The organism is Telluria sp. LT2P34, from assembly GCF_059685915.1.
The window spans coordinates 148,009-174,061 of record NZ_JCASIN010000007.1; the positions used below are offsets into that span (position 1 = coordinate 148,009).

Consider the following 26,053-nt stretch of genomic DNA (forward strand, 5'->3'; position numbering starts at 1 on the left):
TTTCAGGACAGAGTGGATTCGCCGGCGCTGAGGCCGTTTGCATGCAACTAGTTATACAGTTCCTACCGGAAATCCCTGTGTGGCTTAGCGTACATAGTTACAACACTTACAAATGAACAAGTGGGGTGTTTCGCCTGGCACGGCTTTGCCACAAAGAAAAACGCCACCTTCCGTCAAAAGGCGGATGGTGGCGTTGCTGTGTTTGCGGTGCTGTCGTCAGGACAAGGTCAGCTTCATTCTGACCCGTTCACCCCGCTTGCGGCGCAAGGGCTGGCCAGACAAAATGCCGCTGAACCCGGTCAGGCGTTTGCCGATGATGACGGTATCGCCCTCGATTTCGAAGAAGCGCACATCCTTGCTGTGTTCGCTGCCGCGTACCTTGACCACGGAGATAACACGCTTGAACTGTCCGCTCAACTCCACATAGCGCTGCATGATGATTGCGTCGGCAAGAAACGCGTTCCCGTAGGAACTAAACCTCAGCACGGTATAGCGGTCTTCCAATTCCGCGGTCATGAGCACCGTTGCCCCCATCCCGGTCAGCACTGCGACCAGCCGATACAGCGATTCGCGGAAATTGTCTCGAAAAATAGGCGATAGCGCGAGCTCGAAACCCGACAGGGAATCGATCACGACACGCGTTGCTTTTTTCTCTTTGATCATCTTGACCAGGTCGTGCAGGATCTCGTCGAGCGACAGGTCGAGGGTACGGGTGTTGATGATCCCGACATTGCCCGCATCGACCAGCTGAGCGAGTTTGTGGCTCAAGAGCTGGTTCGGGCTTTTCTCGAATGCCGCGATGACCCCCTTCTCGCCAAGTCGCACCCCTTCAGCGAGGAATTCCGTGGTCAGGATCGTTTTGCCGGAGCCGGATGGGCCTACCAGCAAGACGGAATAGCCGGCAGGAATACCGCCGCCCATCATCGCATCGAGTTCCGGCACGCCGAGCGCCAGTCGATGTCCGGTCGTGAAACTCGACCGCTCCTTTTCGGGCGCCTGAAGCACGGCACGCGGGAATACCGTGACGCCGCTGTCGTCCAGGCGGAAGGTGTGCGTTCCCAGCTTTTGTGCGACACCACGCATCTTCACAAGCTGAATTTTGCGTACCATCGAGTCGCCGCGTACCAATTGCGATAGCCAGATGATTCCGTCGGCCACCGTAAATACGGGGCCGGACTCGGCTTCCGGCTGAAGATATTCGCCGATGAGGAAGGTCGTGGCTTGCCAATTGGTCATCTGCATTCCCAATTGCTGGACAAAGCGCTGCAAGTCGGACGCACCCTGGTCGGTCGATCTTGCCGAGTGCACGACGGAACGGAAGGAATCGACGAATACCAGGCTCGGTTCGAATTCCTGGACTTCCGCGGTAATGCGTTTCAGTACACGGTCAAAATCGCCGTCGATCATGTCAGCCGACAGGTTCACGAATTTGACGCAGGTGTCGAGCTTGTCGAAGTCGAAAAATTCGAATTGCTGTTGATAGCGCAGCATTTTCAAAGGAGGTTCGCCCAGAACCGTGAAAAACAGGGCGCGGCAAACCGGGGTCGCCAGCGAAAACATCATCTGGTGCGCCAGTGTCGTCTTGCCGCTGCCGGGCGTTCCTGCGATCAGGTTGAATGAAAATTCCGGGATGCCGCCGCCCAGCAGGTCATCAAACCCGGGTATGCCAGTGACGAGTCGCCTGATTTTTACCCGCTTATTCATCATTCTGCTCCTTGCTGCTGATAGCGACGTTAGCGCCATCGAGTGCAGATTTGAAAATTAAGGTTGTTAGGTGCGCGCCGATCAATGACGCAAGAACATCGATGAGGGTGCTGAAGAGCAGCATGCTGGCGGCGCGCGCCTGGCCGGGATCCTGCGCCTCGAAGCAGCTGCGCAATGCCGCAAGCTGAGGATCCGAAAAGAGGGTCCCTGGCGAAAACTGAAACCAGGGATGTTCGATGCTGACGCGACGTGCAACGCGAAACAGCAAGGAATCGATCCCGTCGGCGCCGATCAGCTGGCTCAAGGATTTAGCCAGACTCTGCAATAAAGCCAGGCTGACCTCGGCACACGTATCAGGGCGGCCAGCAAGCACCTGCCCGATTCGCTCGCGCAGTAATTCGTCGTCTGTTGCCATGTGATTTGCTGAAGTAAGTACCGCACTGGGTTCTACATTATTATCGAAGCGGCGTTCCAGCGCCCCGTGAACCGATGCCGCATCATCTGCACGCCTCATGCCATGACAGGCAGTTCATTACCGGCGGAGTGAATAGGATTGGGGCCAACGCCTGGCAGGGGAAGCAAGACAATGAATTCGCTCCCGCACCCGACACCGGCACTCTCCACCATGACCGAGCCGCCATGCATTTCGGCGATCGACCTGACGAGCGACAGGCCGATCCCGAGGCCGCCGGACAGGGTGTTTTCGATGGCGTCCTCGCCTTGCGAAAACAAGTCGAAAATTCCTGGTTGATGGTCGAGCGCGATACCTTTGCCATGGTCCTTGACGGCTACGCGCACATCGTGGCCTTGTTGCGACGCAGTGACCCACACCGTAGCGTTGGCATCGGAAAACTTACTGGCGTTGATGAGCAGATTTGAAAACAGCTGCGACAGCCGGACCAGATCCCCGAGCAAAACAATCGGCACAGGCGGCAGCTTGATCTGGAGGGTCTGTCCCCGTTTCGTGAAGAACGGCTCGGCGGTTTCGACTGCACTGTCGATGACCTCGCTTAACGGGATCATGTGCGTTTGGAGAGAGATCTTGCCGGTGCTGATACGCGACGCGTCGAGCAGGTCATCGACCAAACGCACAAGGTGGTTGGCTTGCCGCCGTGTGATGGCAAGCAGTTTGCTCACGCGCGGGTGAGCAAGGTTCAGGCTTTCCAGGACGGAGTTGGCAATCGCGATGGACGCCATTGGATTGCGCAACTCATGCGCCAGCATGGACAGGAACACTGTCTGCCGCTTGTTGACTGCCTCCGCCGCCGATGTCGAGTCCTGGGCGCCGAACGTTGCAAGGATCAGGTGTTGATTGGCTTCGCGCAGCTGCTCGAGTTGTTGCTGCTGCTCAAGGTGAGCACTTTCGCTCTCCCGCATGCCCCATAATTGCTCCTGTAGCGCTGCAACTGCTGCCTTCAGGACATCATTTTCCTTCGAAAGGGCTGCGATCTTCTGCTTTACCTCGTCAGCATTCCCGGAAAGGCCAGCTAATGTTGAAGTCCCATTCATGTGCGTGAAACTCCCAGGCAGTGCGTGCCAAAGATTCACTATACACGTTTGCCCACCAAAAGAACTTTCATTCGTAAGGACGTGGTGGAAGCTACCAGGGCAGCTCGGCGCCGTTGTAGGAGCGGAATGCGCCGCTGTCGGCTGGCGTCAGCGCATCGAGAACGTGCAGCATGTCGGCGGCGGCGTCATGGGCAGGGCGCCCGATGGTTTCGCCCCGAAATGGCTGCGACAGGCGTGAGCTGACGGTACCCGGATGCAAGGCAACCAGCACACTGTTTTTCTGGTTGCGTGCGACTTCGATGGCGGCGGTTTTGACCATCATGTTCAGGGCGGCCTTGGAAGCGCGGTAGCTGTACCAGCCACCCAGGCGGTTGTCGCCGATGCTGCCCACCTTGGCCGACAACATGGCCAGGATGGCGCGCTCGCTCGCCAGCAGCGGAACGAAATGGCGCATCACCAGCGCAGGTCCGAAGGTATTCGCCTGGAAGGTCGCCTGCATTTGCAGGGTATTCAGGTCGGCCAGGCGTTTTTCCGGCATGAAGGCGTCAGTGTGCAACAGGCCCGCCGCGTTGATGATCAAGTGGTAAGACCGGCCGGCGCCGAGGACGCGCGCTGCTTCGGCAACGCTGTTTTCATCTGCGAAATCGACGCGCGGCGCCGAGTGGCGATGCAGTCCTTGCACCGATGCGCAGCGCGGCGAACTGCCGAGCAAGTCGACAAACGCCGCCCCGATCGTCCCCGACGCGCCGATGACCAGGGCGTGAAACTGGTCGGGAAGGCTGTTCATCATGATGTGCTTTTCAATGGCGGTGGACCGGGAGTCGAGTGTACCGGAGGCAGGCCGGGACACACACGGCGTTGACCCGCTTATTTGACGAGGCAAGCAGCGGCGGCAGCCATGCACTCGGCTAAACTTCCGGCTCATGGCGACGACGATCAGTGAACCGCCGACAACCGGAAAGTTGAGGATGACAGGGACAGAACGCACATCAGGGCCGACGATCAGGCTGATCCTTGGCGACCAGCTCAATCGGCGGCACCGCTGGTTCTCCGACGTCGACGACGCCATCATCCATGTCTTGATGGAGGTACGGCAGGAAACCGACTACGTCCTGCATCATGCGCAAAAAATCCTGGCGATCTTTGCCGCGATGCGCGACTTCGCGCGCCAGTTGCGCGAAGCCGGCCATCGGGTGCATTACCTGGCGATCGACGACCCGCGCAATCTGCAAGCGATTCCGGCGAACATCGACGCGCTGGCCGATCACTACCAGGCGAAGGCCGTCGAATACCAGGAGCCCGACGAATGGCGCCTGGATGAGCAGTTGTACCGGCACGGACGGCGCTCGCCCGTGCGCTGGATGATGGTCGACAGTGATCACTATTATTCAAGCCGTAACCAGGCCGCGGACATTTTTGCCGGGCGCAAACAGTGGCTGATGGAGTTTTTTTATCGCCAGATGCGCATCGAACACCAGGTCTTGATGGACGCCGCCGGCAAGCCAGCCGGCGGCCAGTGGAACTACGATGCGGACAACCGCAAACCGTGGCGCGGCGACCCTGCCGAGCCAAACGATCCGCGGACCCTGCATGATCATTCCATTCTGTGGAACACGATTGTGGAGGCGGGCGTGGCAAGCTTCGGCAATCCGAAAGCCGATCGGCTCCCGTGGGCGCTGAACCGCGACGAGGCCGTGCAACAGCTGGACGCATTTATCGGCAATGCGCTGCCCCGGTTCGGTGATTTTCAGGACGCCATGAGCGTCAAGGCCTGGCGCTTGTTCCATTCGCTGTTGTCGTTCGCCTTGAACGTCAAAATGCTGAATCCGCGCGAGGTCGTCGGCAAGGCCGAGGCTGCTTATCATGCGGGGCAGGCACCGCTGGCGGCAGTGGAAGGCTTTATCCGGCAGATCCTGGGGTGGCGCGAATATGTGCGCGGCGTGTACTGGGCCAAGATGCCCGAGTATTCGGAAAAGAACTTTTTCGGGCACACGCGGGCGCTGCCATCGTGGTTCTGGGATGGCGACACCAAAATGAACTGCCTGAAACACGCAATCACCCAGTCGCTCGAGCACGCTCATGCCCATCACATCCAGCGCCTGATGATCATCGGTAATTTCGCCCTGCTTGCAGGCCTGCATCCGGGCGAGGTGCACCGGTGGTACCTGGGCATCTATATCGACGCCTTCGAATGGGTCGAACTTCCGAACACCGTGGGCATGAGCCAGTTCGCCGATGGCGGGCTATTGGCGACCAAACCCTATGTTTCGAGTGCCGCCTACATCGACCGGATGAGCGATTACTGCAAGGGCTGCCACTACGACAAGAAAAGCCGTATCGGCGAGCTCGCCTGTCCGTTCAATGCCCTGTACTGGGATTTTTTCCATCGTAATGCGGCGTCATTGGCACGGAATCCGCGCATCGGAATGGTGTACCGGCAGCTGGAGAAGATGGACGCCGCCGCGGTGATGGAGTTCCAGGCGCAAGCGCAAGGGGTGACGGCGAACCTGGATGCGCTGTGACGCCGGACTGCGGAAACAACAACGCCACCTCGAGGGTGGCGTTTTGCGTTACTGCGGAATTCTTGGTGGCCCGGGGCGGAATCGAACCACCGACACAAGGATTTTCAATCTTCGCGCTGCGTTTGTTAGTACTTCATCGGTTTGCCGCGCCAGGGTTCCGCTACGGCCCGCCAACTTCGATAGCTGGTCGCCGGTCAAACGCTACGGCAGATCCGCTGGCGCATCGCGCGGCGGTTCTGCCTGCCCATGCCTGATTTTCTGAACACACATCATGGTCACTCAGGCGGCGAAATTCGCACAATAGACCGGCAACGGACCGGCCGGTTTGAATGCATTGCGACCGTGGGGGCGAGGTATCTTCCCGACGCGATGGTTTCACCCCCGCCCCATCCTGCTTGAGTAGCATACGAAACGACCAGCACAGGACAATCTGGTCGATTGGACACTCAGGTCGATTTCTTGGAGGTGAAGCAGGTTTCGACGTGAGGGTGCCGTTAGCCCGGCGTCAGGCGCTCAAGCACAGTCTTGCGGTAGCGTCGGCTCATGCGCAGGCGTTGGCCGGTTTCCAACACAACTTCGTATTCGCCATCTTCGCGGATTTCCAACGCGCGGATGCGATTGAGGTTGACGATCGCGGAGCGATGGATGCGGTAGAAGCCATGGACTGCCAGAAGGGCATCCAGGTCTGCCAGACTGCGCCGCAACATATGCTTGCGGCCGCCGGCGTGCAGCGTCGAGTAGTAGTCACTGGCTTCGATCCAGTCGATCTCTACATACTTCACCACCTCCAGCGTGTTGCCGTTCTTGACGATAAAGCGTTGCGTTTCACTGGGTACGCTCAGGCGCTCCTTCACGCGTTCAAGCACGCGCTGGAAGCGCTGATCATCGAAGGGCTTCAGTAGGTAGTCTAGAGCGCCGACTTCAAATGCGCGCGCGGCGAACTGATGATGGGCGGTGACGAAGACAATCGCGAAAGCGGGCGCCGGGCCGATACGGTCAAGTAGTTCGAACCCGTCGCATTCGGGCATTTCCACGTCGAGGAAAACCAGTTCCGGTTTGGCTGTAATGAGCGCGGTCAGCGCTTCTTCGGCGGAGCCGCACTGGGCCACCAAGGCGATGGCCGGATCGCGCGCCAGCAGCACGGTAAGGTTGCTGCGAGCGAGCGGTTCGTCATCGATAATCATGACGCGCAAAGGGCATTTCATTAGTTTGCGCGATAGGGAAGGGTAATCGTGGCCAGTACGCCGCCGGCAGTATTTTGCAGCGTCAACGATGATGCACCTCCATACAGCGCCTGCAAGCGCTGGCGCGTATTGGAGATACCAACGCCTTCTACAATTTTTTGCGGCAGCAATTGACCCTCGTTCAGGACGCCCAGCGTCAGCGTATCGCCGCTGCGTGCCGCAGTGATGCTCAGCACTCCGCCCTTCGCTCGTTTGGCGATGCCATGCTTGAGGGCGTTTTCAACCAGTGGCTGCAGGATGAAGTCCGGTACATGGGCTTGCATCAACGCGGCAGGCAAGTCGATCTGGATGCGTAGCCGCTCAGCAAAGCGCATCTGCTGTATGTCCAGATACTTGCGCAGGAAATCGGCTTCGTCGTCCAGCGTCACGTACTGGCGTTCCGAACGGTCAGTCACGCGCCGCATCAGGTGGCCCAGCCCTGCGATCATGGAGATCGCTTCGCTGTGCTTCTCCTGGCGGATCAGGCCTGTGACTGCGTTCAGGGCATTGAAGATGAAATGCGGCTCAAGTTGCAAGCGCAGTGCTGATAACTGGGCCTGGGCCAGCAACTCCGACAGGCGTGCGCTCGCCGCTTGCTGGTGCAGGAGTCGGTGGCGCGTGTCGAAAGCGACGCTGAGCGTCGCGATCGCACCATACAGGATCACGTCGCCAACAAGCGTGCCAAGGAATTTTGCCTTCCAAAGCGGCCAGTATGGATCAGAGCCTTTGGGATAGGCAAAGGGATTGGTCGTGTGTTCAAGCAATGCGCCCCAGGTGGCCCATGCAAGGCCGAAGCCAAGGCACGCAGCAATATGCACGAGCCACGGTGCAGCCGTCTTCGATGGCAGGGGGAAACGCTGCAGCAATGTCAGCGCGACGGGTGTGAGCAGCGCCCATGGTGCCCAAGAAGCCAGCACCACGAAGAACAGCGTCCACCAGGCGTGATGCATGCCCATGGCCCGCATCGACACCACGGTTTGGGTGGAATCGAACAAGGCCAGCGCCAGCCAGGCGCCTGCCACGTAAGCGTTTTTTGTCATGGTCGCCATCATAGAGAGGAAATCCGGTTCCGGGCGAAGGTTTGCAGCGAAACCACGGCAGCATGCAGCAAGGCACCTCGTGCAGCCGCCGACGCGGTGGGACACTACATGCTCCGCCACTGACGTGGCATTTTCCTTGAAATGACCTCATGAACAGACGTGACCTCTTTCGCTTCTCGACCGCGATGGGGTTGACGGCGACGCTCCCCACTTCGGGACAAGCGAAGCCGCAGCCCACTCCTGCCGCGCCCAATCGACTGCAACCGCCCGCAGAAGGCAGCATTCCGGTGGCCTTTCTGCTATCCGACGACGCGGTGGTGATTGATTTTGCAGGGCCTTGGGAAGTATTTAGCAACGTCAGCGTGCCTGGACGCGCAGCGGACCCAGTGTTCCAGCTATACACGGTTGCCGCAACTGCGGCTCCGATCACTGCCAGTGGCGGAATGATCGTCGTCCCGAACTACACGTTTGCCAATGCGCCTGCGCCCAAAGTCATCGTCATCCCGGCGCAAAGCGCGCGCAACGAGGCGGTGTTGGAGTGGGTGAGGGAGACGGCGCACACCGCGGACTTGACGATGTCGGTCTGCACGGGTGCTTTCCTGCTCGCCAAGACCGGGCTGTTGGCGGGCAAGCCGGCCACCACCCATCACGCTTCTTACAATGAGTTTGCGATGAAATTCCCTGACGTTTCGCTCAAGCGTGGCGCGCGCTTTGTCGAAGCGGGCAACCTTGCCAGCTCCGGCGGGCTTTCCTCCGGCATCGACCTGACGCTGCGCGTGGTGGAACGGTATTTCGGTCGCACGGTGGCGAAAAACACCGCCAATACGCTGGAATATCAAGGGCAGGGGTGGTTGGACCCTTCTTCGAACATGGCCTATGCCAAACGACGCCTCTCCACTGAACAGCACCCGATCTGTCCGGTGTGCGAAATGGAGTTGGACAAGGGGGGCGCCTCATCTTCCGTCTATCGTAAGCGGACTTACTACTTCTGCATGGATGCCCACAAGAAGACGTTCGATGCGAGCCCGGCAAGCTTCACGTGATCCGATGAGTTTGATCACGCAAGATGATGGTCTCATTTTCACTTAAGTAAATCGTCATGTTCGCCAACACACGATCGTTGGCAAAACATCGGACGTCCGGAAATGGACCGGACACAAGACTGTGGAGTCCACAAACGACAACGCCCACTTGCATGAGTGGGCGTTGCGTGAACTATATTCTTGGTGGCCCGGGGCGGAATCGAACCACCGACACAAGGATTTTCAATCCTCTGCTCTACCAACTGAGCTACCAGGCCAAGAGAGGCATGATTATAGCCAGCCTCCTGCGGCTCTGCAAGTCCCGGCTGCAACTTTCTTTGGACATCCCGCTATAATGGCCGGCATGACGACCGCCACTTCCTCCATCGCACCCTATCGCAGCGACGTCTGCATCGTCGGCAATGGCGCCATCGCCAAGACGGCCGCGCTCGGCTTTGCCCAGGCCGGGCACACGGTGACGCTGCTGGTGCCGGCGGCGACGCCGGGCGAGGGCGTCGTTGGCTCAGGCGGCGAACGCCCGTGGGACGTGCGCGTGTACGCGCTGAACCATACCGCCCACGACCTGTTGGCTTCGCTGAAGGTGTGGGGCGCGCTCGACCTGGCGCGGGTGGCCCCGGTCGATGCGATGGCGGTCAATGGCGACGGCAAGAATGGCGGCAGCCTCGGCTTCGACGCCTTTGGCGCCCGCACCGGGGCGCTGGCCTGGATCGTCGAGGACAGCAACCTGAATGGTGCGCTCGACGCCGCCCTGAAATTCGCGCACAACGTCCAGCTGGTCCAGGGCTGCGCAGCGCGCCTGGTCTGCGGCGCGGGCGGTGCGGCGATCGAACTCGAAGACGGGCGCCGGATCGATGCCGGGCTGGTCGTCGGCGCCGACGGGCGCGATTCCTGGGTGCGCGGCCAGTGCGACATCGGCATCGACTACCGCTCCTACCACCAGCGCGCCATCGTCACCAATTTTTCCTGCGAAAAGCCGCACCATGGCGTGGCCCACCAGTGGTTCACCTGCGCCGACGGCATCATCGCCTTGCTGCCGCTGCCGGGCCAGCGCGTGTCGCTGGTCTGGTCGGCCCCGGAAACCCTGGCCGCCCAGCTGATGGACGAGTCGATGGGCGAACTGGCGATCCGCCTCGGCGAGTATGCCGACGCGGCGCTCGGCGCGCTCAAGCCCCTGCAGCCGGAGTCGGTCAAGTCGGTGCCCCTGGCCCTGGTGCGCCCGCATGCGCTGACCGCTCCCCATGTGGCCCTGGTCGGCGACGCTGCCCACGCCGTGCATCCGCTGGCCGGGCACGGCATGAACCTGGGTTTCGGCGACATCCGGGACTTGCTGCGCGTGGTGGCCGGGCGTGAAGAGCAGCGCGGACCCGGCGACGAGCGGGTGCTGGCGCGCTATGCGCGTGCGCGCAAGGAAGACGTGCTGCTCATGCAACTAGCCACCGATGGCCTGGAACGTCTTTTTGGCGCCAACCTCGAACCGCTGCGCATTGCGCGCAATTTGGGGCTAAATTTGCTCGATAAATTGCCCTTCATAAAGCAGCGCCTGATGGCGCATGCCATCGGCAAGTAAGACGCTGGGCATATTCCGCAGTTCATATTCAACAAGGATCAGATTGTGATGAAAACCAAGATCGCCGCGCTGCTGGCGCTGGGGATGATGGCCTCGTGTGTCGGCGCCGAAAACAGTGTTGAAGCGAACATCCGCAAGAACATCGAGCCGCGTCTCGGTGGCGCCAAGATCGAGTCGATCAGCGAAACGCCTTACAGCGGCCTGTACGAACTGCGCGTCGGCGGCGACATCCTGTACACCGACAAGAAGGCTGAGTTCCTGTTCATCGGCCAGGTGTTCGAGGCCAAGACCTCGAAGAACCTGACGCGCGCGCGCCTCGATGACCTCAACAAAATCAAGTTCTCCGAGCTGCCTTTGAGCCTGGCGCTGAAACAGGTCAAGGGCGACGGCAAGCGCGTCATCGCCGTCTTCGAAGACCCGAACTGCGGCTACTGCAAGCGCCTGCGCCAGACCACGCTCAAGGACCTGAACAACGTCACGATCTACACCTTCATGTACAACATCCTGAACGAGGATTCGTTCACGAAGTCGAAGAACATCTGGTGCGCGCCGAACCGGGTCAAGGCCTGGGACGACTGGATGATCAACAACAAGGTTCCGCCTGCGACGCCGGCCAGTTGCGAGACGCCGAACGCGAAGGTCGTCGAACTCGGCCAGAAGCTTAATATCACAGGCACCCCGGCGATCTTCTTCATCGACGGCACCCGCATCCCGGGCGCGGTCGACCTGCCGACGCTCGAAGCGAAGCTGCAGTCGCTGAAGTAACGCGAGGGCAAGCGGCGTGGTCCAGCTCAACATTAATGGCCGCGACGTCGGCGTCGACGTCGATCCGGCCACGCCCATCCTGTGGGCGCTGCGCGACAACCTGAACCTGACCGGCACCAAGTTCGGCTGCGGCGCGGCCCTGTGCGGCGCCTGCACCGTGCACCTGGACGGTGCGCCGGTGCGCGCCTGCGTCACGCCGGTGGGCAGCAGCGTCGGCAAGAGGATCACCACCATCGAAGCCATTGGCCTCGATCCGGTCGGCAAAGCCGTGCAGGCCGCCTGGATCCGCCACGACGTGCCGCAATGCGGCTATTGCCAGAGCGGGCAGGTGATGAGCGCGACGGCGCTGCTGCGCACCAATCGCAGCCCGGACGACACCGCGATCGATAGCGCCATGAGCGGCAACATCTGCCGCTGCGGCACCTACCAACGCATCCGCGCGGCGATCAAGGATGCCGCCACGACCCTTGTCTGAGGGCTGGCCCCGATGAATGCCGTCGGCATCCTGCTGGCGGCCGGCCGCGGGCGGCGCTTCGACCCTCAGGGTGCACGCAACAAGCTGCTACAGCTCCTGCCCGGCGGCGAACCTGTCGTCCTGGCCAGCGCACGTCATCTTCTCGATGTCCTTCCGCGCGTGATTGCCGTCGTGCCGCCCGCGGACGGCGGCGTGGCGGCCGCGCTGCGCGCGCTCGGCTGCGAAGTGACCGTCTGCGCCGGGGCCGACACCGGCATGGGGGCCTCGCTGGTGCACGCGATCGGCCATTCGCTTGCCTGTTTCCCCACGCCGGCCGACGCCTGGCTGGTGGCGCTGGGCGACATGCCCTGGGTGCGCACCGACACGATGCGCGCGCTGCTCGATGCCCTGGCCAGTGGGGCCGGGATCGCGGCCCCGGTCCACCAGGGCCGGCGCGGCAATCCCGTCGCCTTTGGCGGCATCCACCTGGCGGCGCTGCTGGCGCTGCAGGGAGACGCCGGCGCCCGCGCGCTGCTGCAGTCCTGCCCCGTCACGCAGGTCGCGGTGATCGACCCCGGCATCTTGCGCGACGTCGATACGCCCGCCGACCTTGTATCGCCGCCGTGACCGAATCCGTTACACTAGCGAGTCAGCCGATTCCTTCGCCATCATGAAAAAAACAGCCTCGATCAAACAGCCCGCGATCCATTACACCATCGTTCCGACAGACCTGGCAGGGCACCTGTTCCAGGTCACGGTGACCGTCCCGGCGCCGAACGCCGACGGCCAGGTGTTCGCACTGCCGGCCTGGATCCCGGGCAGCTACATGATCCGCGAGTTCGCGCGCAACATCGTGCGCATCCGCGCCGAGTCGAACGGCGCCGCGGTGGCGCTCACGAAACTCGACAAGCATGCCTGGCAGGCCGCGCCCGTGGCCGGCCCACTGACGCTGCACTACGAAGTCTATGCCTGGGACCTGTCGGTGCGCGCCGCGCACCTCGACCAGACCCACGGCTTTTTCAATGGCACCAGCGTGTTCCTGCGCGTGCTCGGCCAGGAAGAGGGCGCACACGAGGTGGACATCCAGCGCCCTGGCAACCCGGTCGCGAAAGCCTGGCGCGTGGCCACCGCCATGAAGGAGCTGGGCGCCAAGCGTTATGGCTTCGGCACCTATGTCGCGGCCAATTACGACGAGTTGATCGACCACCCGGTGGAGATGGGCGACTTCGCGCTGGCCAGCTTCAAGGCGCACGGCATCGAGCACGACATCGTCGTCACGGGCCTGGTGCCGAACCTGGACATGGCGCGCCTGCAAGCGGATTTGAAGGCGATTTGCGAAGCGCAGATCGCGTTCTTCGAACCGCAGACCAGGCGCGCGCCGGTCGAGCGCTACGTGTTCATGACGATGGCCGTGGGCGACGGTTACGGCGGCCTCGAGCACCGCGCCTCGACCGCGCTGATCTGCGCCCGTGCCGACCTGCCGAGCAGCGCGATGCCCGCGTCCGGCGAGCCGAACGAGGGCTACCTGAAATTCCTGGGCCTGTGCAGCCACGAATACTTCCATACCTGGAACGTCAAGCGCATCAAGCCGGCGGTGTTCGCGCCCTACGATCTGCAGGTGGAAAATTACACGCCGCTGCTCTGGCTGTTCGAGGGTTTCACCAGCTATTACGACGACCTGATGCTGGTGCGCGCCGGGATCATCAAGGAGCCGACCTATCTCAAGATGCTGGCCAAGACGATCAGCAGCGTGCTGCGCGGCAGTGGCCGCACCAAGCAGAGCGTGGCCGATTCCAGTTTCGATGCCTGGAGCAAGTACTACCGCCAGGATGAGAATTCGCCGAACGCGATCATCAGCTATTACAGCAAGGGTTCGCTGATCGCGCTGGCCTTCGACCTGACCATCCGCGCCAAAACCGACGGCGCGAAGTCGCTCGACGACGTCATGCGCTCGCTGTGGGTGCGCTACGGCCGCGACTTCTATGCCGGCGCCGGGCGCGGCGTGACCGAGCAGGAGGTGGAGGCGCTGTTCGACGAAGTCAGCGGCCTGAAATTGCGCGGCCTGTTCGACAAATACGTGCGCGGCGTCGACGACATCCCGCTGGCCAGGCTGTTCACCCCCTTCGGCGTCAAGCTGCAGGACGAGAGGAAAGCCGGCAAGCCCTCGTTCGACGCGGGCATCGGCCGCGACCCGCTCGGCGTCAAACTGACCCAGGTCCACGAGGGCGGCGCGGCGCACCAGGCCGGCCTGTCGGCGCTGGACATCGTGATCGCGGTCGACGGCCTGCGCGTGACCGGCAACCCGTCGAACCTCGATGCGCTGCTGTCGCGCTACCGGGTCGGCGACCGCGTCGTGATCCACGCCTTTCGCCGCGACGAACTGATCGCTTTCGACCTGACCCTGCAGGGCGACAAGGTCGCGTGCATCACCCTGGCGCACGCCGTCCCCGGCAAGAAATCGCCCTCGATCCTTCCCCGCCCGAGCGCGCGCTGAGCGCCGGCTCATCGCCCATCCATCCATGAGGCCCTCCTTGAAAAAGCTTGTCGCAGCCGTCCTTGCACTGTCCACCATTCCGGCCCTGGCCCAGCTTCCCGCACCGCTCAAGCAGGAGGTCACGACCCGGGTGGACGGCATGTACCCCTGGCTCGACACCGTCTACAAGGACCTGCACGCCCACCCGGAGATCGCCTTCCAGGAAGTGCGCACGGCCGGCAAGCTGGCCGCCGAGCTGCGCAGACTTGGCTTCACGGTGACCGAAAAGGTCGGCAAGACCGGCGTCGTCGGCGTGTTTAAAAATGGCGCCGGGCCGACGGTGATGGTGCGTACCGAGCTCGACGGCCTGCCGATGGAAGAGAAAACCGGCTTGCCCTATGCCAGCCGCGCGAAAGCGACGAACGACGGACGCGAGAGTTTCGTCACCCACAGCTGCGGCCACGACATCCACATGGCTGGCTGGCTTGGCACCGCGAGGACGCTGGTGGAACTGAAATCGCAGTGGAAGGGGACGCTGGTTTTCGTGGGCCAGCCGGCGGAAGAAGTGGGCTCGGGCGCGAAAGCGATGCTGGCCGACGGCTTGTTTACGCGCTTCCCGAAACCGGACTACGCCTTCGCACTGCACTCCTGGCCGCTCGCGCATGGCACGGTCGGCTATAACACCGGCGTCGTGTCGTCGAATTCCGATACGCTGGAGATCGTCTTCAAGGGCCGCGGCGGCCACGGCTCGGCGCCGGACAAGTCGCTCGACCCGATCATGATTGCCGCCCGTTTTGTCGTCGACGTGCAGGCGGTGATCAGCCGCGAGAAAGACCCGAAGGAGTTCGGCGTGGTGACGATCGGCGCGATCCAGGGCGGCACGGTCGGCAACATCATCCCCGACAGCGTGCAAATACGCGGCACCATCCGCTCGTACAGCCCGGCGGTACGCGCCAAGCTGCTCGAGGGCGTGCGCCGCGTGGCGAATGCGTCGGCGGCGATGTCCGGCGCGCCGGCGCCCGATTTCAAGCTGTTCGAAGGCGGCGCCGCCATCGTCAACAGCGATGCGCTGGTGCTCAAAACCGAGGCCGTTTTCAAGGACGCCTTCGGCGCCGCCAATGCCCAGCGCATGCCGGCCATGACGGCCAGCGAAGATTTTTCCCAGTTCGTCAACGCCGGCGTGCCGTCGATGTTCTTCTTCACGGGCATCTACGATCCGAAGACCGTGCGTGAAGCAGAGCGCGAAGGCGGCAAGCCGATCGCCTTTAATCATTCGCCGTTCTATGCCCCGGTGCCGGAACCGTCGATCAAGACGGCGGCGCAGGCCATGAGCATGGCGGTGTTGAATGTGTTGGGACGGTAGGTTTTTCGTTATTGCGGCTCTGCCAGACTGCGCAACTGGAACCGGTAACGGTCACCGAACAGGAAAGTCTCGGAAAACGTAAACGTCCGCAGCTTGGCCGCCAGCAGGTTAAGCGGCTTCGGCAGGGGGCCGCTGCGGCGCATGGAGGCCAGCGCCACTTCGGACGCATTCTGGTCGCGCGAGCGCTGTACGGCGACGTCCTGGACTGCTCCCTCTTCGTCGACCGTGATGTTCAGCACCACGATTGCCGGCAGGATCGGCGGCAGGCGTCCGCTGAAGGATTGTGCGCTGTTGTGCTGCATGATGTGGTGCGCCACCACCGCCTTGTAGGCGTCGAGCGTGCGCGAAGGCGGTGCGACCGGTGCGGCCGTTCGGCCGGCGGAGACGATATCGGTGACGAAACTTCCTTCCCTGGACACGCCGGGCTGGACGGCACTACATCCGCCCAGGGCTGCCAGTAGAAGAAGGAGAGCGGCCCGGGTGCGGATGGTAGTTGTCATGTTAGTCGAATAATCGTCGAAGTTCGGCGCCAGGGTTGGAAGCCCGCATGAAGGCTTCGCCCACCAAGAACGCGTGCACGTTCGCCTCGCGCATGCGCTGTACATCGCCCGGCACCAGGATGCCCGACTCGGTGATGACCAGGCGGTCCGCCGGAATGTTCGGCAGCAGGCCAAGAGTCGTGTCGAGCGTGACCTCGAAAGTGCGCAGGTTGCGGTTATTGATGCCGAGCAGTTGCGTTTTGAGGCGCAGTGCCGCGGTCAACTCATCACCGTCATGTACTTCGACCAGAACGTCCATGCCGAGTTCCTGAGCACAGGCTTCCAATTCCGCCATCAGGCCATGATCGAGGGCCGCCACGATCAGCAGGATGGCATCGGCCCCCATCGCGCGCGCTTCATACACCTGGTACATGTCGACAATAAAATCCTTGCGGATTACCGGCAGTTCGCAGGCAGCGCGCGCCTGGCGCAGGTATTCAGGCGAGCCCTGGAAAAAATTCACGTCGGTCAGCACCGACAGGCAGGCGGCGCCGCCCTCGGCATAGCTTTCGGCGATGTTCGCCGGGCGGAAATCCGCGCGCAGGACGCCTTTCGAGGGCGAGGCCTTTTTCACCTCGGCGATGACGCCGGCGCGGCCTGCGGCGATGGTCTTGCGCAGGTTCGCTTCGAAACCGCGGATATCGGCGCGCAGAACAGCATCGCCTTCGACTTCGCGGCGCAGACTGGCCAGGTCGCGGTATTTTTTGGCGGCGGCGACTTCGTCGGCCTTGACGGCCAGGATCTTATTCAGGATGTCGGACATGTTAGGCGGGGAAAATTAGCTTGGCACCGAGCTGGCGCGTGACGTTCACGAATTGCTCGAGCTTGGCCATGGCCGCGCCGGAGGCGATGGTGGCGCGCGCCTTGGCCAGGCCATCTTCGATCGAGGCGGCTATGCCCGCTGCATACAAGGCGGTGCCGGCGTTCAGCGCCACGATGTCGCAGGCCGGTCCCGGCTCGCCGCGCAGCGCTTCGAGCACGCGCGTCTTGGACTCTTCGGTATTGGCGACCTTCAGGTTGCGGCTGGCGATCATCGGCATGCCAAAATCTTCCGGGTGGATTTCGTATTCGCGGATTTCGCCGTTCACCAGTTCGCCGACCAGGGTGCCGGCGCCGAGCGAGACTTCGTCCATGTTGTCGCGGCCCCAGACCACCATCGCGTGCTGGGCGCCGAGGCGCTGCAGCACGCGTACCTGGATGCCGACCAGGTCCGGGTGGAACACGCCCATCAGGATGTTCGGCGCGCCGGCGGGATTGGTCAGCGGGCCGAGGATGTTGAAGATGCTGCGCACGCCCAGCTCGCGGCGTACCGGCGCCACGTGCTTCATGGCCGCATGGTGGTTCGGCGCGAACATGAAGCCGATGCCGGTCTGCGCGATCGATTGCGCGATCTGTTCCGGTGTCAGGTCGATGTCGGCGCCCAGCGCTTCGATCAGGTCGGCGCTGCCCGAGGACGAGGAGACGCTGCGCCCGCCATGCTTGGCCACGCGCGCGCCGGCGGCGGCGGCCACGAACATCGCGGCGCTGGAAATATTGAAGGTGTGGGCGCCGTCGCCGCCGGTGCCGACGATGTCGAGCAGGTGGGTGGTGTCGGCCATCGGCACCTTGGTCGAGAACTCGCGCATGACTTGCGCCGCGGCCGTGATCTCGCCGATGGTTTCCTTCTTCACGCGCAGGCCCATGGTCAGCGCCGCGACCATGGTCGGCGACATTTCGCCCGACATGATCTGGCGGAACAGCGACAGCATCTCGTCGTGGAAGATCTCGCGGTGATCGATACAGCGCAGCAGCGCCTCTTGTGGGGTGATCGGCATGGCGTTTCCAGTATCAGGTGAATTAACTGCGCTCGAGGAAGTTCTTCAACAGCGCGTGGCCGTGCTCGGACAGGATCGACTCGGGGTGGAACTGCACGCCCTCGATGTCGTATTCCTTGTGGCGCACGCCCATGATCTCGCCGTCGTCGGTCCAGGCGGTGACTTCCAGGCAGGCCGGCAAGGAGGCGCGTTCGATCGCCAGCGAGTGGTAGCGGATCACGGTGAAGGGGCTGGGCAGCCCCTTGAAGACGCCGACGCCGGTATGGGCGATGAGCGAGGTCTTGCCGTGCATGACCTGCTTGGCGCGCACGATCTTGCCGCCGAAGGCTTCGCCGATGGCCTGGTGGCCGAGGCAGACGCCGAGGATCGGCAGCTTGCCCCCGAATTCCTTGATGACGTCGACCGACACGCCGGCATCGACCGGGGCTTTCGGGCCCGGCGAAATGCAGATGCGGTCGGGATGCATCTGGCCGATCGCCTCCAGCGTGATCTCGTCGTTGCGTACGGTGCTTACTTCTTCACCCAGCTCGCCGAAATACTGGACGATGTTGTAAGTGAAGGAATCGTAGTTGTCGATCATTAGCAGCATGTCAGAGCTCCCCATCCAGTCCGTCTTGCACCTGCTCGGCCGCACGTAGCACGGCGCGCGCCTTGGCTTCGGTTTCCTGCCATTCCATTTCCGGAATCGAATCGGCCACGATGCCGGCCGCGGCCTGCACATACAGGTTGCCGTCCTTGATCACGCCGGTGCGGATCGCGATCGCCACGTCCATCTCGCCGCCAAACGACAGGTAGCCGCAGGCGCCGCCGTAGATGCCGCGCTTCGTCGGCTCCAGTTCGTCGATCACTTCCATCGCCCGCACTTTCGGCGCACCGGTCAGGGTGCCGGCCGGGAAGGTGGCGCGCAGCACGTCCAGATTCGACATGCCTTCTTTCAGGGCGCCTTCGACGTTCGAGACGATGTGCTGCACGTGCGAGTATTTTTCGATGACCATGCGGTCGGTGACCTTGACGCTGCCGGTATCGGCGATGCGGCCGATGTCGTTGCGCGCCAGGTCGATCAGCATCACGTGTTCGGCGATTTCCTTGGGGTCGGCCAGCAGCTCGGCGGCCAGGACCGCGTCGCGTTCCGGCGTCGCGCCGCGCGGGCGGGTGCCGGCGATCGGGCGCAGCGTGACCTTGCGCTCGCCCGTGGCCGAGGTTTCATTCCTCACCAGGATCTCGGGCGAAGCGCCGACGATCTGCATGTCGCCGAAATTGTAGTAATACATGTAGGGGCTCGGATTCAGCGAGCGCAGCGCGCGGTACAGCGACAGGGGCGAATCGACATAGGGCTTGCGGATGCGCTGGCCGATCTGTACCTGCATCAGGTCGCCACCCATCACGTACTCGTGGGCGCGGGCGACGGCCGCCAGGTAGTCCTCTTTGCTGAATTCGCGCACCGCCTCGGTGCGCACCGACGCTGTCGTGACCGGCGGCTCGACGCTACGGCGCAGCATGATGCGCAGCTCCTTCAGGCGCTGGCGCGCTTTCGAGAAAGCCTCGGGCTGCGCCGTGTCCGCATACACGATCAAATACAGCTTGCCCGACAGGTTGTCGATCACCGCCAGTTCTTCGGTCACCATCAGGCCGATGTCGGGCAGGCCCAGGGGATCGGCCGGCGCTTTGCCGGCCAGCTTGCGCTCGATATGGCGCACCGTATCGTAGCCAAAATATCCGGCCAGGCCGCCGCAGAAGCGCGGCATGCCCGGACGCAGCGCCACCTTGAAGCGGGCCTGGAACTGCTCGATGAACTCGAGCGGATTGCCTTCGTGGGTTTCGACGACGACGCCGTTCGTGACGATTTCGGTCAGATTGCCACTGCTGCGCAGCAGGGTCTTGGCGGGCAGGCCGATGAAGGAATAGCGGCCGAAGCGCTCGCCGCCGACGACCGACTCGAGCAGAAACGTGTTCTTGCCGGTGTCCTGAGACTGGGCCAGCTTCAGGTACAGGGTCAGCGGCGTTTCCAGATCGGCGAAGGCTTCGGCGATCAGCGGAATGCGGTTATAGCCCTGGTTGGCCAGCGATTTGAATTCGAGTTCGGTCATGTTCTTCTCCGGGCCGCCAGCAGTCGAGTTGGAGGATGGGCGGCGGTAGTGTCATAAAAACCTGCCGGGTGCGAGGACACCGGCAGCAATCAGGATGGGTTAATTGGCCCAGGATTGCCAGCGTCGCCAGACCCAGGCCTCAGGGGCGCTGGTCTTGATGACGATGAGTTTTTTAATGGAGAACATGTATAGATGACTTAGTTTTGGGTGCTGTTGTGCGCACGAACGAGCTCGGCGGCATCCAGTAGCGAATTAACTATACCATCGCTATCGATGCTTTGCACAGGCTCGCCGTGGTTATACCCATAGGGCACGGTGAGCACGAAGCAGCCGGCGGCGCGCGCCGCTTCGGCGTCGTTCGATGAGTCGCCGACGGCCAGCACCTGGCTTGGGGCCAGGTCGAAGTCGCGGCAGACCTGCAGCAGCGGCAGCGGGTCGGGCTTTTTGCGCGGCAGCGAGTCGCCGCCATAGACGAGTTCGAAAAACGGCGCCAGTCTCTTTTGCGCCAGCAGCGGGGTGGCGAACGCGATCGGCTTGTTGGTGACACAGGCCAGGCGCAGGCCCAGCTCGCGCATGGCTTGCAGGCCCTCGATCACGCCCGCGTACAACACGCTGCGCTGTCCGTTGATGGCCAGGTAATGGCGCTGGTAGGCGGCCATCGCCTCGTCGTACGCGGCGTCGATGCGCGCGGCGGCGAAATCAAGCGCGAGCACGTCGCGGATCAGCTTTTCCGAGCCCTTGCCGACCATCGGCTTGATCAGCTCCTGGGTGATCGGCGCGAGCGCTAATTCGGCGCGCATGGCGTTCAGGGCCAGCTCGAAGTCGGGCACGGTGTCGAGCATCGTGCCGTCCAGATCGATGATTGCGGCCCGGATGGCCGCCGCACCCGTCCGCATTATTTGCCGACCGTGGCCAGTTCGGCGCGCATGGCGTCGATCACGGCCTTGTAGTCGGGCTTGCCGAAGATGGCGGAACCGGCCACGAACGTATCTGCGCCGGCAGCGGCGGCGGCGGCGATGTTGTCGGCCTTGATGCCGCCATCGACTTCGAGCAGGATGTCGCGGCCGGATTCGTCGATGAGGCGGCGCGCGATGGCGATCTTTTTCAGGGCTTCCGGAATGAAGGACTGGCCGCCGAAGCCCGGGTTGACCGACATGATCAGGATGATGTCGATCTTGTCCATCACGTGCTCGAGGTAGTGCATCGGCGTGCCCGGGTTGAACACCAGGCCGGCCTTGCAGCCGTGGTCGCGGATCAGCTGCAGGGTGCGGTCGATGTGCTCGGACGCTTCCGGGTGGAAGGTGATGATGTTGGCGCCGGCTTTCGCGAAGTCGGGGATGATGCGGTCGACCGGTTTGACCATCAGGTGGACGTCGATCGGCACTTGCACGTGCGGGCGGATCGCCTGGCAGACCAGCGGGCCGATGGTCAGGTTCGGCACGTAATGGTTGTCCATCACGTCGAAGTGGATGATGTCGGCGCCTGCCGCGACGACGTTGCGCACTTCCTCGCCCAGGCGGGCGAAATCGGCGGACAGGATGCTGGGGGCGATGCGGTAGGTGGTCATGGCATGGTGAGCAGTGATGGACAGCCGCTATTTTACGCTTTGCCGCTTCCAGTCGCGCGCAGCCGGGATTTCCGCCACGCGGTATCATGGGCTTTTGCGCACCCGCGTTTCCACTAATAAGAGAAGAGCAGCCGATGGCAACCTACGATTTCACCGTTACCGTCCGGACCAAGTACCAGCCCGAGCAATCCAAGCCGGACCGCGACGAGTATGTTTTTTCCTACACGATTACGATCCGCAATAGCGGCGAAGTGCCGGCCCAGCTGATCTCACGCCACTGGGTCATCACCGATGCCAGCAACCGCGTGCAGGAAGTGGCGGGATTGGGCGTGGTCGGCCACCAGCCGCTGCTGAAACCGGGCGAGCAGTTCGAATACACGAGCGGCACCTCGCTCGACACCCCGCAGGGCTCGATGCATGGCGAATATTTCTGCGTGGCCGAGGATGGCCATCGTTTCGAAGTCAAGATTCCGGAGTTCGTGCTGACGCTGCCGAGCATGCTGCACTGATCGGGGACCTGATCAGGGAACCGGTGGCGGCTCGCGCGGCGCTTCCTTTTTTTCTTCACGCAGCGGCCGCTTGCGCTCTTCCGGGCGGCCCGAAAACATCGTCCACCAGACGATAAACACCAGCAGGAACAGGGCCACGCCTGCTTCCAACATCAAGATCCACATACACGTTCCTTATGCAATCGATACGCCGCAGTGTACCAAGCTCGTTCGCCCTCGTGGCCCTTCTTTTGGCCGCCTGCGGCACGCCGCCGCAGGCGCCCATGCCTGTACCGGCGCCGGTAAAACCCCAGCCGCAGCCAGCGCAGCCCCAGCCTGAGCCGGCCCGGCCGCCCGTGATCATGCCACCGCCGGTCGGTCCGATCGGCATTCCCGCTCCCACCCCGGCGCCGGCGCCTGCCCGAACCCCGGTCGCGTTTTCATCGCTGCCCGGCTGGCAGCAGGACGACCTGCGCCAGGCCTGGCCGGCGTTCACGGCCTCGTGCCGCGTGCTGGTCAGGAAAGCCGAGTGGAAGGGACCATGCACGGCAGCGGCCACGGTCGATGGCGGCGACGGCGCGGCCATCCGCCGCTATTTCGAAAATTACTTCGTGCCGCACCAGATGCGCTCCCCGGACGGCCTCGAGACCGGCCTGATCACCGGCTATTACGAGCCGATGCTGCGTGGTTCGCGCAAGCGCGGCGGCGCTTTCCAGACCCCCTTGTACCGGGTGCCGGACGATTTGCTGACCGTGGACCTGGCCTCGGCCTATCCGAGTTTGAAAAACATGCGCCTGCGCGGCCGCCTGGTCGGCAAGACCGTGGTGCCCTACAGCACCCGCGCCGAGATCGAACGCGCGCCGCTGAGTGGCAAGGAGCTGGTCTGGGTGGACGATCCAGTCGAGGCCTTCTTCCTCGAAGTCCAGGGCTCGGGCCGGGTGCGCATCGAGGAGACAGGCGAGACCGTGCGCATCGCCTTCGCCGACCAGAACGGTCATCCGTATAAGGTGATCGGGCGCTGGCTGGTGGAGCAGGGCGAGCTGCCGGCCGACGGTGTCTCGGCGCAGAGCATCAAGGCGTGGATCGTGGCCAATCCGACGCGGCGCCAGGAACTCCTGAACGTGAACCCGAGCTATATCTTCTTCCGCGAAGAGCGCCTGCCGGACCCGAACGTCGGTCCCAAGGGCGCGCTCGGCGTGCCGCTCACGCCCGAGCGCTCGGTAGCGGTCGACCCGCAGCACGTGCCGCTCGGCGCACCGCTGTTCCTGGCCACCTCGCATCCGGCCGACGGCGCACCGCTGCAGCGCCTGATGATGGCGCAGGACACCGGCGGCGCGATCCGCGGCCAAGTGCGTGCGGATTTCTTCTTCGGGTTTGGGGGGAATGCGGCGGAGTATGCAGGACGCATGAAGCAGCGCGGGTCGGTGTGGGTGTTGTTGCCGAAATAAGCCCAGCTGAGTTCACGCATCCGCGCTGCGCAGCCGGGTGCCGAAAACGGTGGCGATGGCCAGCATGGTCGCCAGCGCCGCCACGAACATGAGCCCTGTCCGCACGCTGAACCGCTCGGCCAGGGCCCCGGCCGCCAGGGCGCCGAGCGGCGCGGTCGCCACGGTCAGGCAGCGCATGGTCGACACCATCCGGCCCAGCATGGCATCGGGCGTGATGCGCTGGCGCAGGGCGATATAGGGCATGAAGAACAGCATCGCACCGCAGTCGAGCCAGAACACGACCAGCGCATAGGCGGCAAAGATGACGGTCGCGCTGGCGTCGCCGTCGCCCGGAATCAGCGGGAGCAGCGCGAAGCCCAGCGCCGAGCTGCATAGGCCGATCACGATGGTTGCGCCGACACCGAAGCGCTCGGACAGCGGCTTGACCAGCAGCGAACTGGCCAGCACGCCAAGTCCACCCACCATGTGCGCCGCTCCCATCGTCCCCGGCGACAAGCCCAGCACGCGCGAAGCGAACAGCACGTTCAGCGCCGTAAATGCATAGAAGCAGAGATGCCATGCCGCCGCGATCCAGGCGAGGGTGCGCAGCAGCGGCATGTTCCACACAAATGCCAGGCCATCCCGGATGTCGGCCAGCGGATGGGCCTGCGGCGGGAGCGGTTCCGGTTCGCGCACCTTGATGCGTTTCAGGTTGGCGATCGAGACCGCAAAGGCGACGACATTGCACAGCACCGCCAGCGGCGCGCCCAGCAACTGCACGAGGCCGCCGGCAATGCCCGGCCCCAGCAGGCGCGAGGCCGATTCGGTCGCGCCGAATTTGGCATGGGCGGCGATCAGGTGATTGCGCCCGACGAGGAACGTCAGGTAAACCTGTTCGGCGCCTCCGCCGACGACATAGCCGGTGCCGATCGCAAAGGCGACGCCATAGATCCACGGCACCGACAGCACACCCAGCCACCAGGCGACCGGCACGCTGACCAGGGCGACGGCCACCATCGCATCACTGGCCAGCATCACCGGCAGGCGCCGCTTGCGATCGAGCAGGACGCCGGTCGGCAAGCCGAACAGCAGGAAGGGCAGGGACTGGATTGCAGCGAGCATCCCCATCTGGGCTGGGGTCGCGTGCAGCAGCAGTACCGCGCACAGCGGCAGTGCAAGCATCGTCACCTGGGCGCCGAAATTGGTGAGGATGCTGCTCAGCCAGAAACGGCGGAAGTCGGGATTGCGCAGCATCGGGTCGCTGCGCAGTGTGTCGAGAAAACCTGTTCCTGGTTGCGGGGCGATGACGGTGTCTCCGGATTGTTTTTCCGGCAATCATACCTGTCATCGCCGCCACGGGAGGCGCTACAATCGCGGCAGTGTCTTCTCTAACCTCTCACTGAATAAGGGTGCCCCATGGAATATGCTGACCTGCTGATCGAAAACCACGGCAAGGTAGTCGTGATCCGCCTGAATCGTCCGAAAGCGATGAATGCGCTGAACGACAACATGATGAACGAACTCGGCCACGCACTGTATCAGTACGATGCCGACCCGGCCGTCAACGTCATCATCCTCACCGGCAGCGAAAAGGTCTTCGCGGCAGGCGCCGACATTGCTGCCATGGCCAATTACACCTATGTGGACACCTATCCGGGCAACTATATCGGCCGCAACTGGGAACATATCCTGAACGTGCGTAAACCAGTCATCGGCGTTGTCGCGGGCTATGCCCTCGGCGGCGGCTGCGAACTGGCGATGATGTGCGACTTCCTGATCGCATCCGACAAGGCAAAGTTCGGCCAGCCGGAGATCAAGGTCGGCGTCACTCCGGGCGCGGGCGGCACCCAGCGCCTGCCGCGCACCATCGGCAAATCGAAAGCCATGGACATGCTGCTGACCTCGCGCATGATCGACGCGCTTGAAGCGGAGCGCACCGGCCTGGTGTCGCGCATCTTCCCGGCCGAGACGCTGATGGAGGAAGCGCTGGCCGTGGCCAACACCATCGCCGAGATGCCGGTGTCGGTGGCGATGGCGATCAAGGATTCGGTCAACCGTGCTTTCGAGACGACGCTGACCGAAGGCGTGCGCTACGAGCGTCGCTTTTTCCACGCCGCCTTCGGTACGCCGGCGCAGAAAGAGGGCATGTCGGCCTTCCTCGAAAAGCGCAAGGCGAACTTCGAAGGCATGTAAGGCAGTTCGATGTCGCAGGAAAAACCGGTCGCACAAAAACCTTGCGCGACCGCTGCGGCGTAGCAAAAAAGGGGTTGACGAGTATCAGGAGTTGCCTCATACTCTTGTTCCTCTGCTGCTGACGAACAAAACGATTCTCAGAACACAGCGAGGCAGTGCCGAATACAGTTCTTTAAAAATTAACAGTCGATAAGTGTGGGCGTTTGATGAAGGTGCCAGGGACTTCGGTCCTTGATTACTTAAATTATCAAATGTTCACAAAAGTATTAAGCGTT

General features: G+C 62.8%; 26 protein-coding genes and 2 tRNA genes. 11 read left to right on the forward strand and 17 right to left on the reverse strand.

Features of this window, described 5'->3' with window-relative positions; all coding sequences use genetic code 11:
* Positions 1-216: 216 nt before the first annotated feature.
* The 4 genes from AC56KZ_RS17885 to AC56KZ_RS17900 all read right to left on the reverse strand — a co-directional run bounded on the left by AC56KZ_RS17885 (position 217) and on the right by AC56KZ_RS17900 (position 4,000).
* A complete protein-coding gene (locus tag AC56KZ_RS17885; protein ID WP_497163539.1) occupies positions 217-1,704 on the reverse strand; it encodes an ATPase domain-containing protein in 1,488 nt (495 codons plus the stop codon).
* On the reverse strand, positions 1,697-2,119 hold the full coding sequence (locus AC56KZ_RS17890) for a hypothetical protein (RefSeq protein WP_497163540.1): 423 nt from the start codon (positions 2,117-2,119) through the stop codon (positions 1,697-1,699). Before AC56KZ_RS17890 ends, AC56KZ_RS17885 begins: the two co-directional genes overlap by 8 nt.
* 95 nt (positions 2,120-2,214) lie before the next feature.
* Entirely contained in the window at positions 2,215-3,213 is a 999-nt protein-coding gene (locus tag AC56KZ_RS17895) for a sensor histidine kinase (protein ID WP_497163541.1), read from the reverse strand.
* Between the two features lie 91 nt (positions 3,214-3,304).
* Positions 3,305-4,000 (reverse strand): SDR family NAD(P)-dependent oxidoreductase, encoded by a 696-nt coding sequence (locus AC56KZ_RS17900; RefSeq protein WP_497163565.1) that lies wholly within the window; start codon positions 3,998-4,000, stop codon positions 3,305-3,307.
* A gap of 181 nt (positions 4,001-4,181) precedes the next feature.
* On the opposite strand from AC56KZ_RS17900, the gene AC56KZ_RS17905 reads away from it, so the two are divergent.
* Positions 4,182-5,735 carry a cryptochrome/photolyase family protein gene (locus AC56KZ_RS17905; protein WP_497163566.1) on the forward strand — a complete coding sequence of 518 codons (1,554 nt, stop codon included), beginning with the start codon at positions 4,182-4,184 and terminating at the stop codon, positions 5,733-5,735.
* A 63-nt stretch (positions 5,736-5,798) separates the two neighbouring features.
* On the opposite strand, the gene AC56KZ_RS17910 is transcribed toward AC56KZ_RS17905, so the two are convergent.
* The 3 genes from AC56KZ_RS17910 to AC56KZ_RS17920 form a co-directional block, all read right to left on the reverse strand.
* Positions 5,799-5,903 (reverse strand) — tRNA-Phe (locus AC56KZ_RS17910).
* 326 nt (positions 5,904-6,229) lie between these two features.
* Positions 6,230-6,919 (reverse strand): LytR/AlgR family response regulator transcription factor, encoded by a 690-nt coding sequence (locus AC56KZ_RS17915; RefSeq protein WP_497163542.1) that lies wholly within the window; start codon positions 6,917-6,919, stop codon positions 6,230-6,232.
* Between the two features lie 20 nt (positions 6,920-6,939).
* On the reverse strand, positions 6,940-8,010 hold the full coding sequence (locus AC56KZ_RS17920; RefSeq protein WP_497163543.1) for a sensor histidine kinase: 1,071 nt from the start codon (positions 8,008-8,010) through the stop codon (positions 6,940-6,942).
* Positions 8,011-8,147: 137 nt separating this feature from the next.
* On the opposite strand from AC56KZ_RS17920, the gene AC56KZ_RS17925 reads away from it, so the two are divergent.
* Positions 8,148-9,041: a DJ-1/PfpI family protein gene (locus tag AC56KZ_RS17925; protein WP_497163544.1), complete on the forward strand. Its 894-nt coding sequence runs from the start codon at positions 8,148-8,150 to the stop codon at positions 9,039-9,041.
* A 181-nt stretch (positions 9,042-9,222) separates the two neighbouring features.
* On the opposite strand, the gene AC56KZ_RS17930 is transcribed toward AC56KZ_RS17925, so the two are convergent.
* Positions 9,223-9,298: transfer RNA gene (locus AC56KZ_RS17930), tRNA-Phe, on the reverse strand.
* Positions 9,299-9,384: 86 nt separating this feature from the next.
* Between AC56KZ_RS17930 and AC56KZ_RS17935 the strand changes: the two genes are divergently transcribed.
* The 6 genes from AC56KZ_RS17935 to AC56KZ_RS17960 are packed head-to-tail and all read left to right on the forward strand — an operon-like array spanning position 9,385 to position 15,663.
* Positions 9,385-10,608: an FAD-dependent monooxygenase gene (locus AC56KZ_RS17935; protein WP_497163545.1), complete on the forward strand. Its 1,224-nt coding sequence runs from the start codon at positions 9,385-9,387 to the stop codon at positions 10,606-10,608.
* Between the two features lie 48 nt (positions 10,609-10,656).
* Positions 10,657-11,373, forward strand: a complete 717-nt coding sequence (locus AC56KZ_RS17940) for a DsbC family protein (protein ID WP_497163546.1) — start codon at positions 10,657-10,659, stop codon at positions 11,371-11,373.
* 16 nt (positions 11,374-11,389) lie between these two features.
* Positions 11,390-11,848 (forward strand): (2Fe-2S)-binding protein, encoded by a 459-nt coding sequence (locus AC56KZ_RS17945; protein ID WP_497163547.1) that lies wholly within the window; start codon positions 11,390-11,392, stop codon positions 11,846-11,848.
* 12 nt (positions 11,849-11,860) lie between these two features.
* On the forward strand, positions 11,861-12,454 hold the full coding sequence (locus AC56KZ_RS17950) for a nucleotidyltransferase family protein (protein ID WP_497163548.1): 594 nt from the start codon (positions 11,861-11,863) through the stop codon (positions 12,452-12,454).
* 43 nt (positions 12,455-12,497) lie between these two features.
* The gene (locus tag AC56KZ_RS17955; protein WP_497163549.1) at positions 12,498-14,321 is read left to right on the forward strand and encodes a M61 family metallopeptidase; all 1,824 of its coding nucleotides are present in this window, start codon (positions 12,498-12,500) and stop codon (positions 14,319-14,321) included.
* Between the two features lie 25 nt (positions 14,322-14,346).
* A complete protein-coding gene (locus tag AC56KZ_RS17960; RefSeq protein WP_497163550.1) occupies positions 14,347-15,663 on the forward strand; it encodes an amidohydrolase in 1,317 nt (438 codons plus the stop codon).
* An 8-nt stretch (positions 15,664-15,671) separates the two neighbouring features.
* On the opposite strand, the gene AC56KZ_RS17965 is transcribed toward AC56KZ_RS17960, so the two are convergent.
* The 7 genes from AC56KZ_RS17965 to rpe all read right to left on the reverse strand — a co-directional run bounded on the left by AC56KZ_RS17965 (position 15,672) and on the right by rpe (position 21,670).
* Complete coding sequence (locus AC56KZ_RS17965; protein ID WP_497163551.1) at positions 15,672-16,163, reverse strand: energy transducer TonB; 492 nt, start codon at positions 16,161-16,163, stop codon at positions 15,672-15,674.
* A 1-nt stretch (position 16,164) separates the two neighbouring features.
* Positions 16,165-16,965 (reverse strand): indole-3-glycerol phosphate synthase TrpC, encoded by an 801-nt coding sequence (trpC, locus tag AC56KZ_RS17970; protein ID WP_497163552.1) that lies wholly within the window; start codon positions 16,963-16,965, stop codon positions 16,165-16,167.
* Between the two features lies 1 nt (position 16,966).
* Positions 16,967-18,016: an anthranilate phosphoribosyltransferase gene (gene trpD / locus AC56KZ_RS17975; RefSeq protein ID WP_497163553.1), complete on the reverse strand. Its 1,050-nt coding sequence runs from the start codon at positions 18,014-18,016 to the stop codon at positions 16,967-16,969.
* A 22-nt stretch (positions 18,017-18,038) separates the two neighbouring features.
* Positions 18,039-18,605 (reverse strand): anthranilate synthase component II, encoded by a 567-nt coding sequence (locus tag AC56KZ_RS17980; protein WP_497163554.1) that lies wholly within the window; start codon positions 18,603-18,605, stop codon positions 18,039-18,041.
* A gap of 1 nt (position 18,606) precedes the next feature.
* Complete coding sequence (gene trpE / locus AC56KZ_RS17985; protein ID WP_497163555.1) at positions 18,607-20,103, reverse strand: anthranilate synthase component I; 1,497 nt, start codon at positions 20,101-20,103, stop codon at positions 18,607-18,609.
* A 197-nt stretch (positions 20,104-20,300) separates the two neighbouring features.
* The gene (locus tag AC56KZ_RS17990) at positions 20,301-20,999 is read right to left on the reverse strand and encodes a phosphoglycolate phosphatase (protein ID WP_497163556.1); all 699 of its coding nucleotides are present in this window, start codon (positions 20,997-20,999) and stop codon (positions 20,301-20,303) included.
* The gene (rpe, locus tag AC56KZ_RS17995; protein ID WP_497163557.1) at positions 20,999-21,670 is read right to left on the reverse strand and encodes a ribulose-phosphate 3-epimerase; all 672 of its coding nucleotides are present in this window, start codon (positions 21,668-21,670) and stop codon (positions 20,999-21,001) included. The genes AC56KZ_RS17990 and rpe overlap by 1 nt, the downstream gene beginning before the upstream one ends.
* A 134-nt stretch (positions 21,671-21,804) precedes the next feature.
* Between rpe and apaG the strand changes: the two genes are divergently transcribed.
* Positions 21,805-22,179 (forward strand): Co2+/Mg2+ efflux facilitator ApaG/CorD, encoded by a 375-nt coding sequence (apaG, locus tag AC56KZ_RS18000; RefSeq protein WP_497163558.1) that lies wholly within the window; start codon positions 21,805-21,807, stop codon positions 22,177-22,179.
* A 12-nt stretch (positions 22,180-22,191) separates the two neighbouring features.
* Here the strand turns inward: apaG and AC56KZ_RS18005 are convergent, their stop codons facing one another.
* Positions 22,192-22,344 (reverse strand): hypothetical protein, encoded by a 153-nt coding sequence (locus AC56KZ_RS18005; RefSeq protein ID WP_497163559.1) that lies wholly within the window; start codon positions 22,342-22,344, stop codon positions 22,192-22,194.
* 11 nt (positions 22,345-22,355) lie between these two features.
* On the opposite strand from AC56KZ_RS18005, the gene mltA reads away from it, so the two are divergent.
* Positions 22,356-23,606, forward strand: coding sequence for a murein transglycosylase A (gene mltA / locus AC56KZ_RS18010; protein WP_497163560.1), 1,251 nt, complete (start codon positions 22,356-22,358; stop codon positions 23,604-23,606).
* A 12-nt stretch (positions 23,607-23,618) separates the two neighbouring features.
* Here mltA and AC56KZ_RS18015 read toward each other — a convergent pair whose 3' ends face one another.
* Positions 23,619-24,920: an MFS transporter gene (locus AC56KZ_RS18015; RefSeq protein WP_497163561.1), complete on the reverse strand. Its 1,302-nt coding sequence runs from the start codon at positions 24,918-24,920 to the stop codon at positions 23,619-23,621.
* 81 nt (positions 24,921-25,001) lie between these two features.
* On the opposite strand from AC56KZ_RS18015, the gene AC56KZ_RS18020 reads away from it, so the two are divergent.
* On the forward strand, positions 25,002-25,778 hold the full coding sequence (locus AC56KZ_RS18020; protein WP_497163562.1) for an enoyl-CoA hydratase: 777 nt from the start codon (positions 25,002-25,004) through the stop codon (positions 25,776-25,778).
* Positions 25,779-26,053 lie beyond the last annotated feature (275 nt).

Coding starts and splice junctions, on each gene's coding strand:
- AC56KZ_RS17885 (WP_497163539.1), bottom strand. CDS start 1,704: ATGAATAAGCGGGTAAAAATCAGGCGACTCGTCACTGGCATACCCGGG.
- AC56KZ_RS17890 (WP_497163540.1), bottom strand. CDS start 2,119: ATGGCAACAGACGACGAATTACTGCGCGAGCGAATCGGGCAGGTGCTT.
- AC56KZ_RS17895 (WP_497163541.1), bottom strand. CDS start 3,213: ATGAATGGGACTTCAACATTAGCTGGCCTTTCCGGGAATGCTGACGAG.
- AC56KZ_RS17900 (WP_497163565.1), bottom strand. CDS start 4,000: ATGAACAGCCTTCCCGACCAGTTTCACGCCCTGGTCATCGGCGCGTCG.
- AC56KZ_RS17905 (WP_497163566.1), top strand. CDS start 4,182: ATGACAGGGACAGAACGCACATCAGGGCCGACGATCAGGCTGATCCTT.
- AC56KZ_RS17915 (WP_497163542.1), bottom strand. CDS start 6,919: ATGATTATCGATGACGAACCGCTCGCTCGCAGCAACCTTACCGTGCTG.
- AC56KZ_RS17920 (WP_497163543.1), bottom strand. CDS start 8,010: ATGATGGCGACCATGACAAAAAACGCTTACGTGGCAGGCGCCTGGCTG.
- AC56KZ_RS17925 (WP_497163544.1), top strand. CDS start 8,148: ATGAACAGACGTGACCTCTTTCGCTTCTCGACCGCGATGGGGTTGACG.
- AC56KZ_RS17935 (WP_497163545.1), top strand. CDS start 9,385: ATGACGACCGCCACTTCCTCCATCGCACCCTATCGCAGCGACGTCTGC.
- AC56KZ_RS17940 (WP_497163546.1), top strand. CDS start 10,657: ATGAAAACCAAGATCGCCGCGCTGCTGGCGCTGGGGATGATGGCCTCG.
- AC56KZ_RS17950 (WP_497163548.1), top strand. CDS start 11,861: ATGAATGCCGTCGGCATCCTGCTGGCGGCCGGCCGCGGGCGGCGCTTC.
- AC56KZ_RS17955 (WP_497163549.1), top strand. CDS start 12,498: ATGAAAAAAACAGCCTCGATCAAACAGCCCGCGATCCATTACACCATC.
- AC56KZ_RS17960 (WP_497163550.1), top strand. CDS start 14,347: ATGAGGCCCTCCTTGAAAAAGCTTGTCGCAGCCGTCCTTGCACTGTCC.
- AC56KZ_RS17965 (WP_497163551.1), bottom strand. CDS start 16,163: ATGACAACTACCATCCGCACCCGGGCCGCTCTCCTTCTTCTACTGGCA.
- trpC (WP_497163552.1), bottom strand. CDS start 16,965: ATGTCCGACATCCTGAATAAGATCCTGGCCGTCAAGGCCGACGAAGTC.
- trpD (WP_497163553.1), bottom strand. CDS start 18,016: ATGCCGATCACCCCACAAGAGGCGCTGCTGCGCTGTATCGATCACCGC.
- AC56KZ_RS17980 (WP_497163554.1), bottom strand. CDS start 18,605: ATGCTGCTAATGATCGACAACTACGATTCCTTCACTTACAACATCGTC.
- trpE (WP_497163555.1), bottom strand. CDS start 20,103: ATGACCGAACTCGAATTCAAATCGCTGGCCAACCAGGGCTATAACCGC.
- AC56KZ_RS17990 (WP_497163556.1), bottom strand. CDS start 20,999: ATGCGGACGGGTGCGGCGGCCATCCGGGCCGCAATCATCGATCTGGAC.
- rpe (WP_497163557.1), bottom strand. CDS start 21,670: ATGACCACCTACCGCATCGCCCCCAGCATCCTGTCCGCCGATTTCGCC.
- apaG (WP_497163558.1), top strand. CDS start 21,805: ATGGCAACCTACGATTTCACCGTTACCGTCCGGACCAAGTACCAGCCC.
- AC56KZ_RS18005 (WP_497163559.1), bottom strand. CDS start 22,344: ATGTGGATCTTGATGTTGGAAGCAGGCGTGGCCCTGTTCCTGCTGGTG.
- mltA (WP_497163560.1), top strand. CDS start 22,356: ATGCAATCGATACGCCGCAGTGTACCAAGCTCGTTCGCCCTCGTGGCC.
- AC56KZ_RS18020 (WP_497163562.1), top strand. CDS start 25,002: ATGGAATATGCTGACCTGCTGATCGAAAACCACGGCAAGGTAGTCGTG.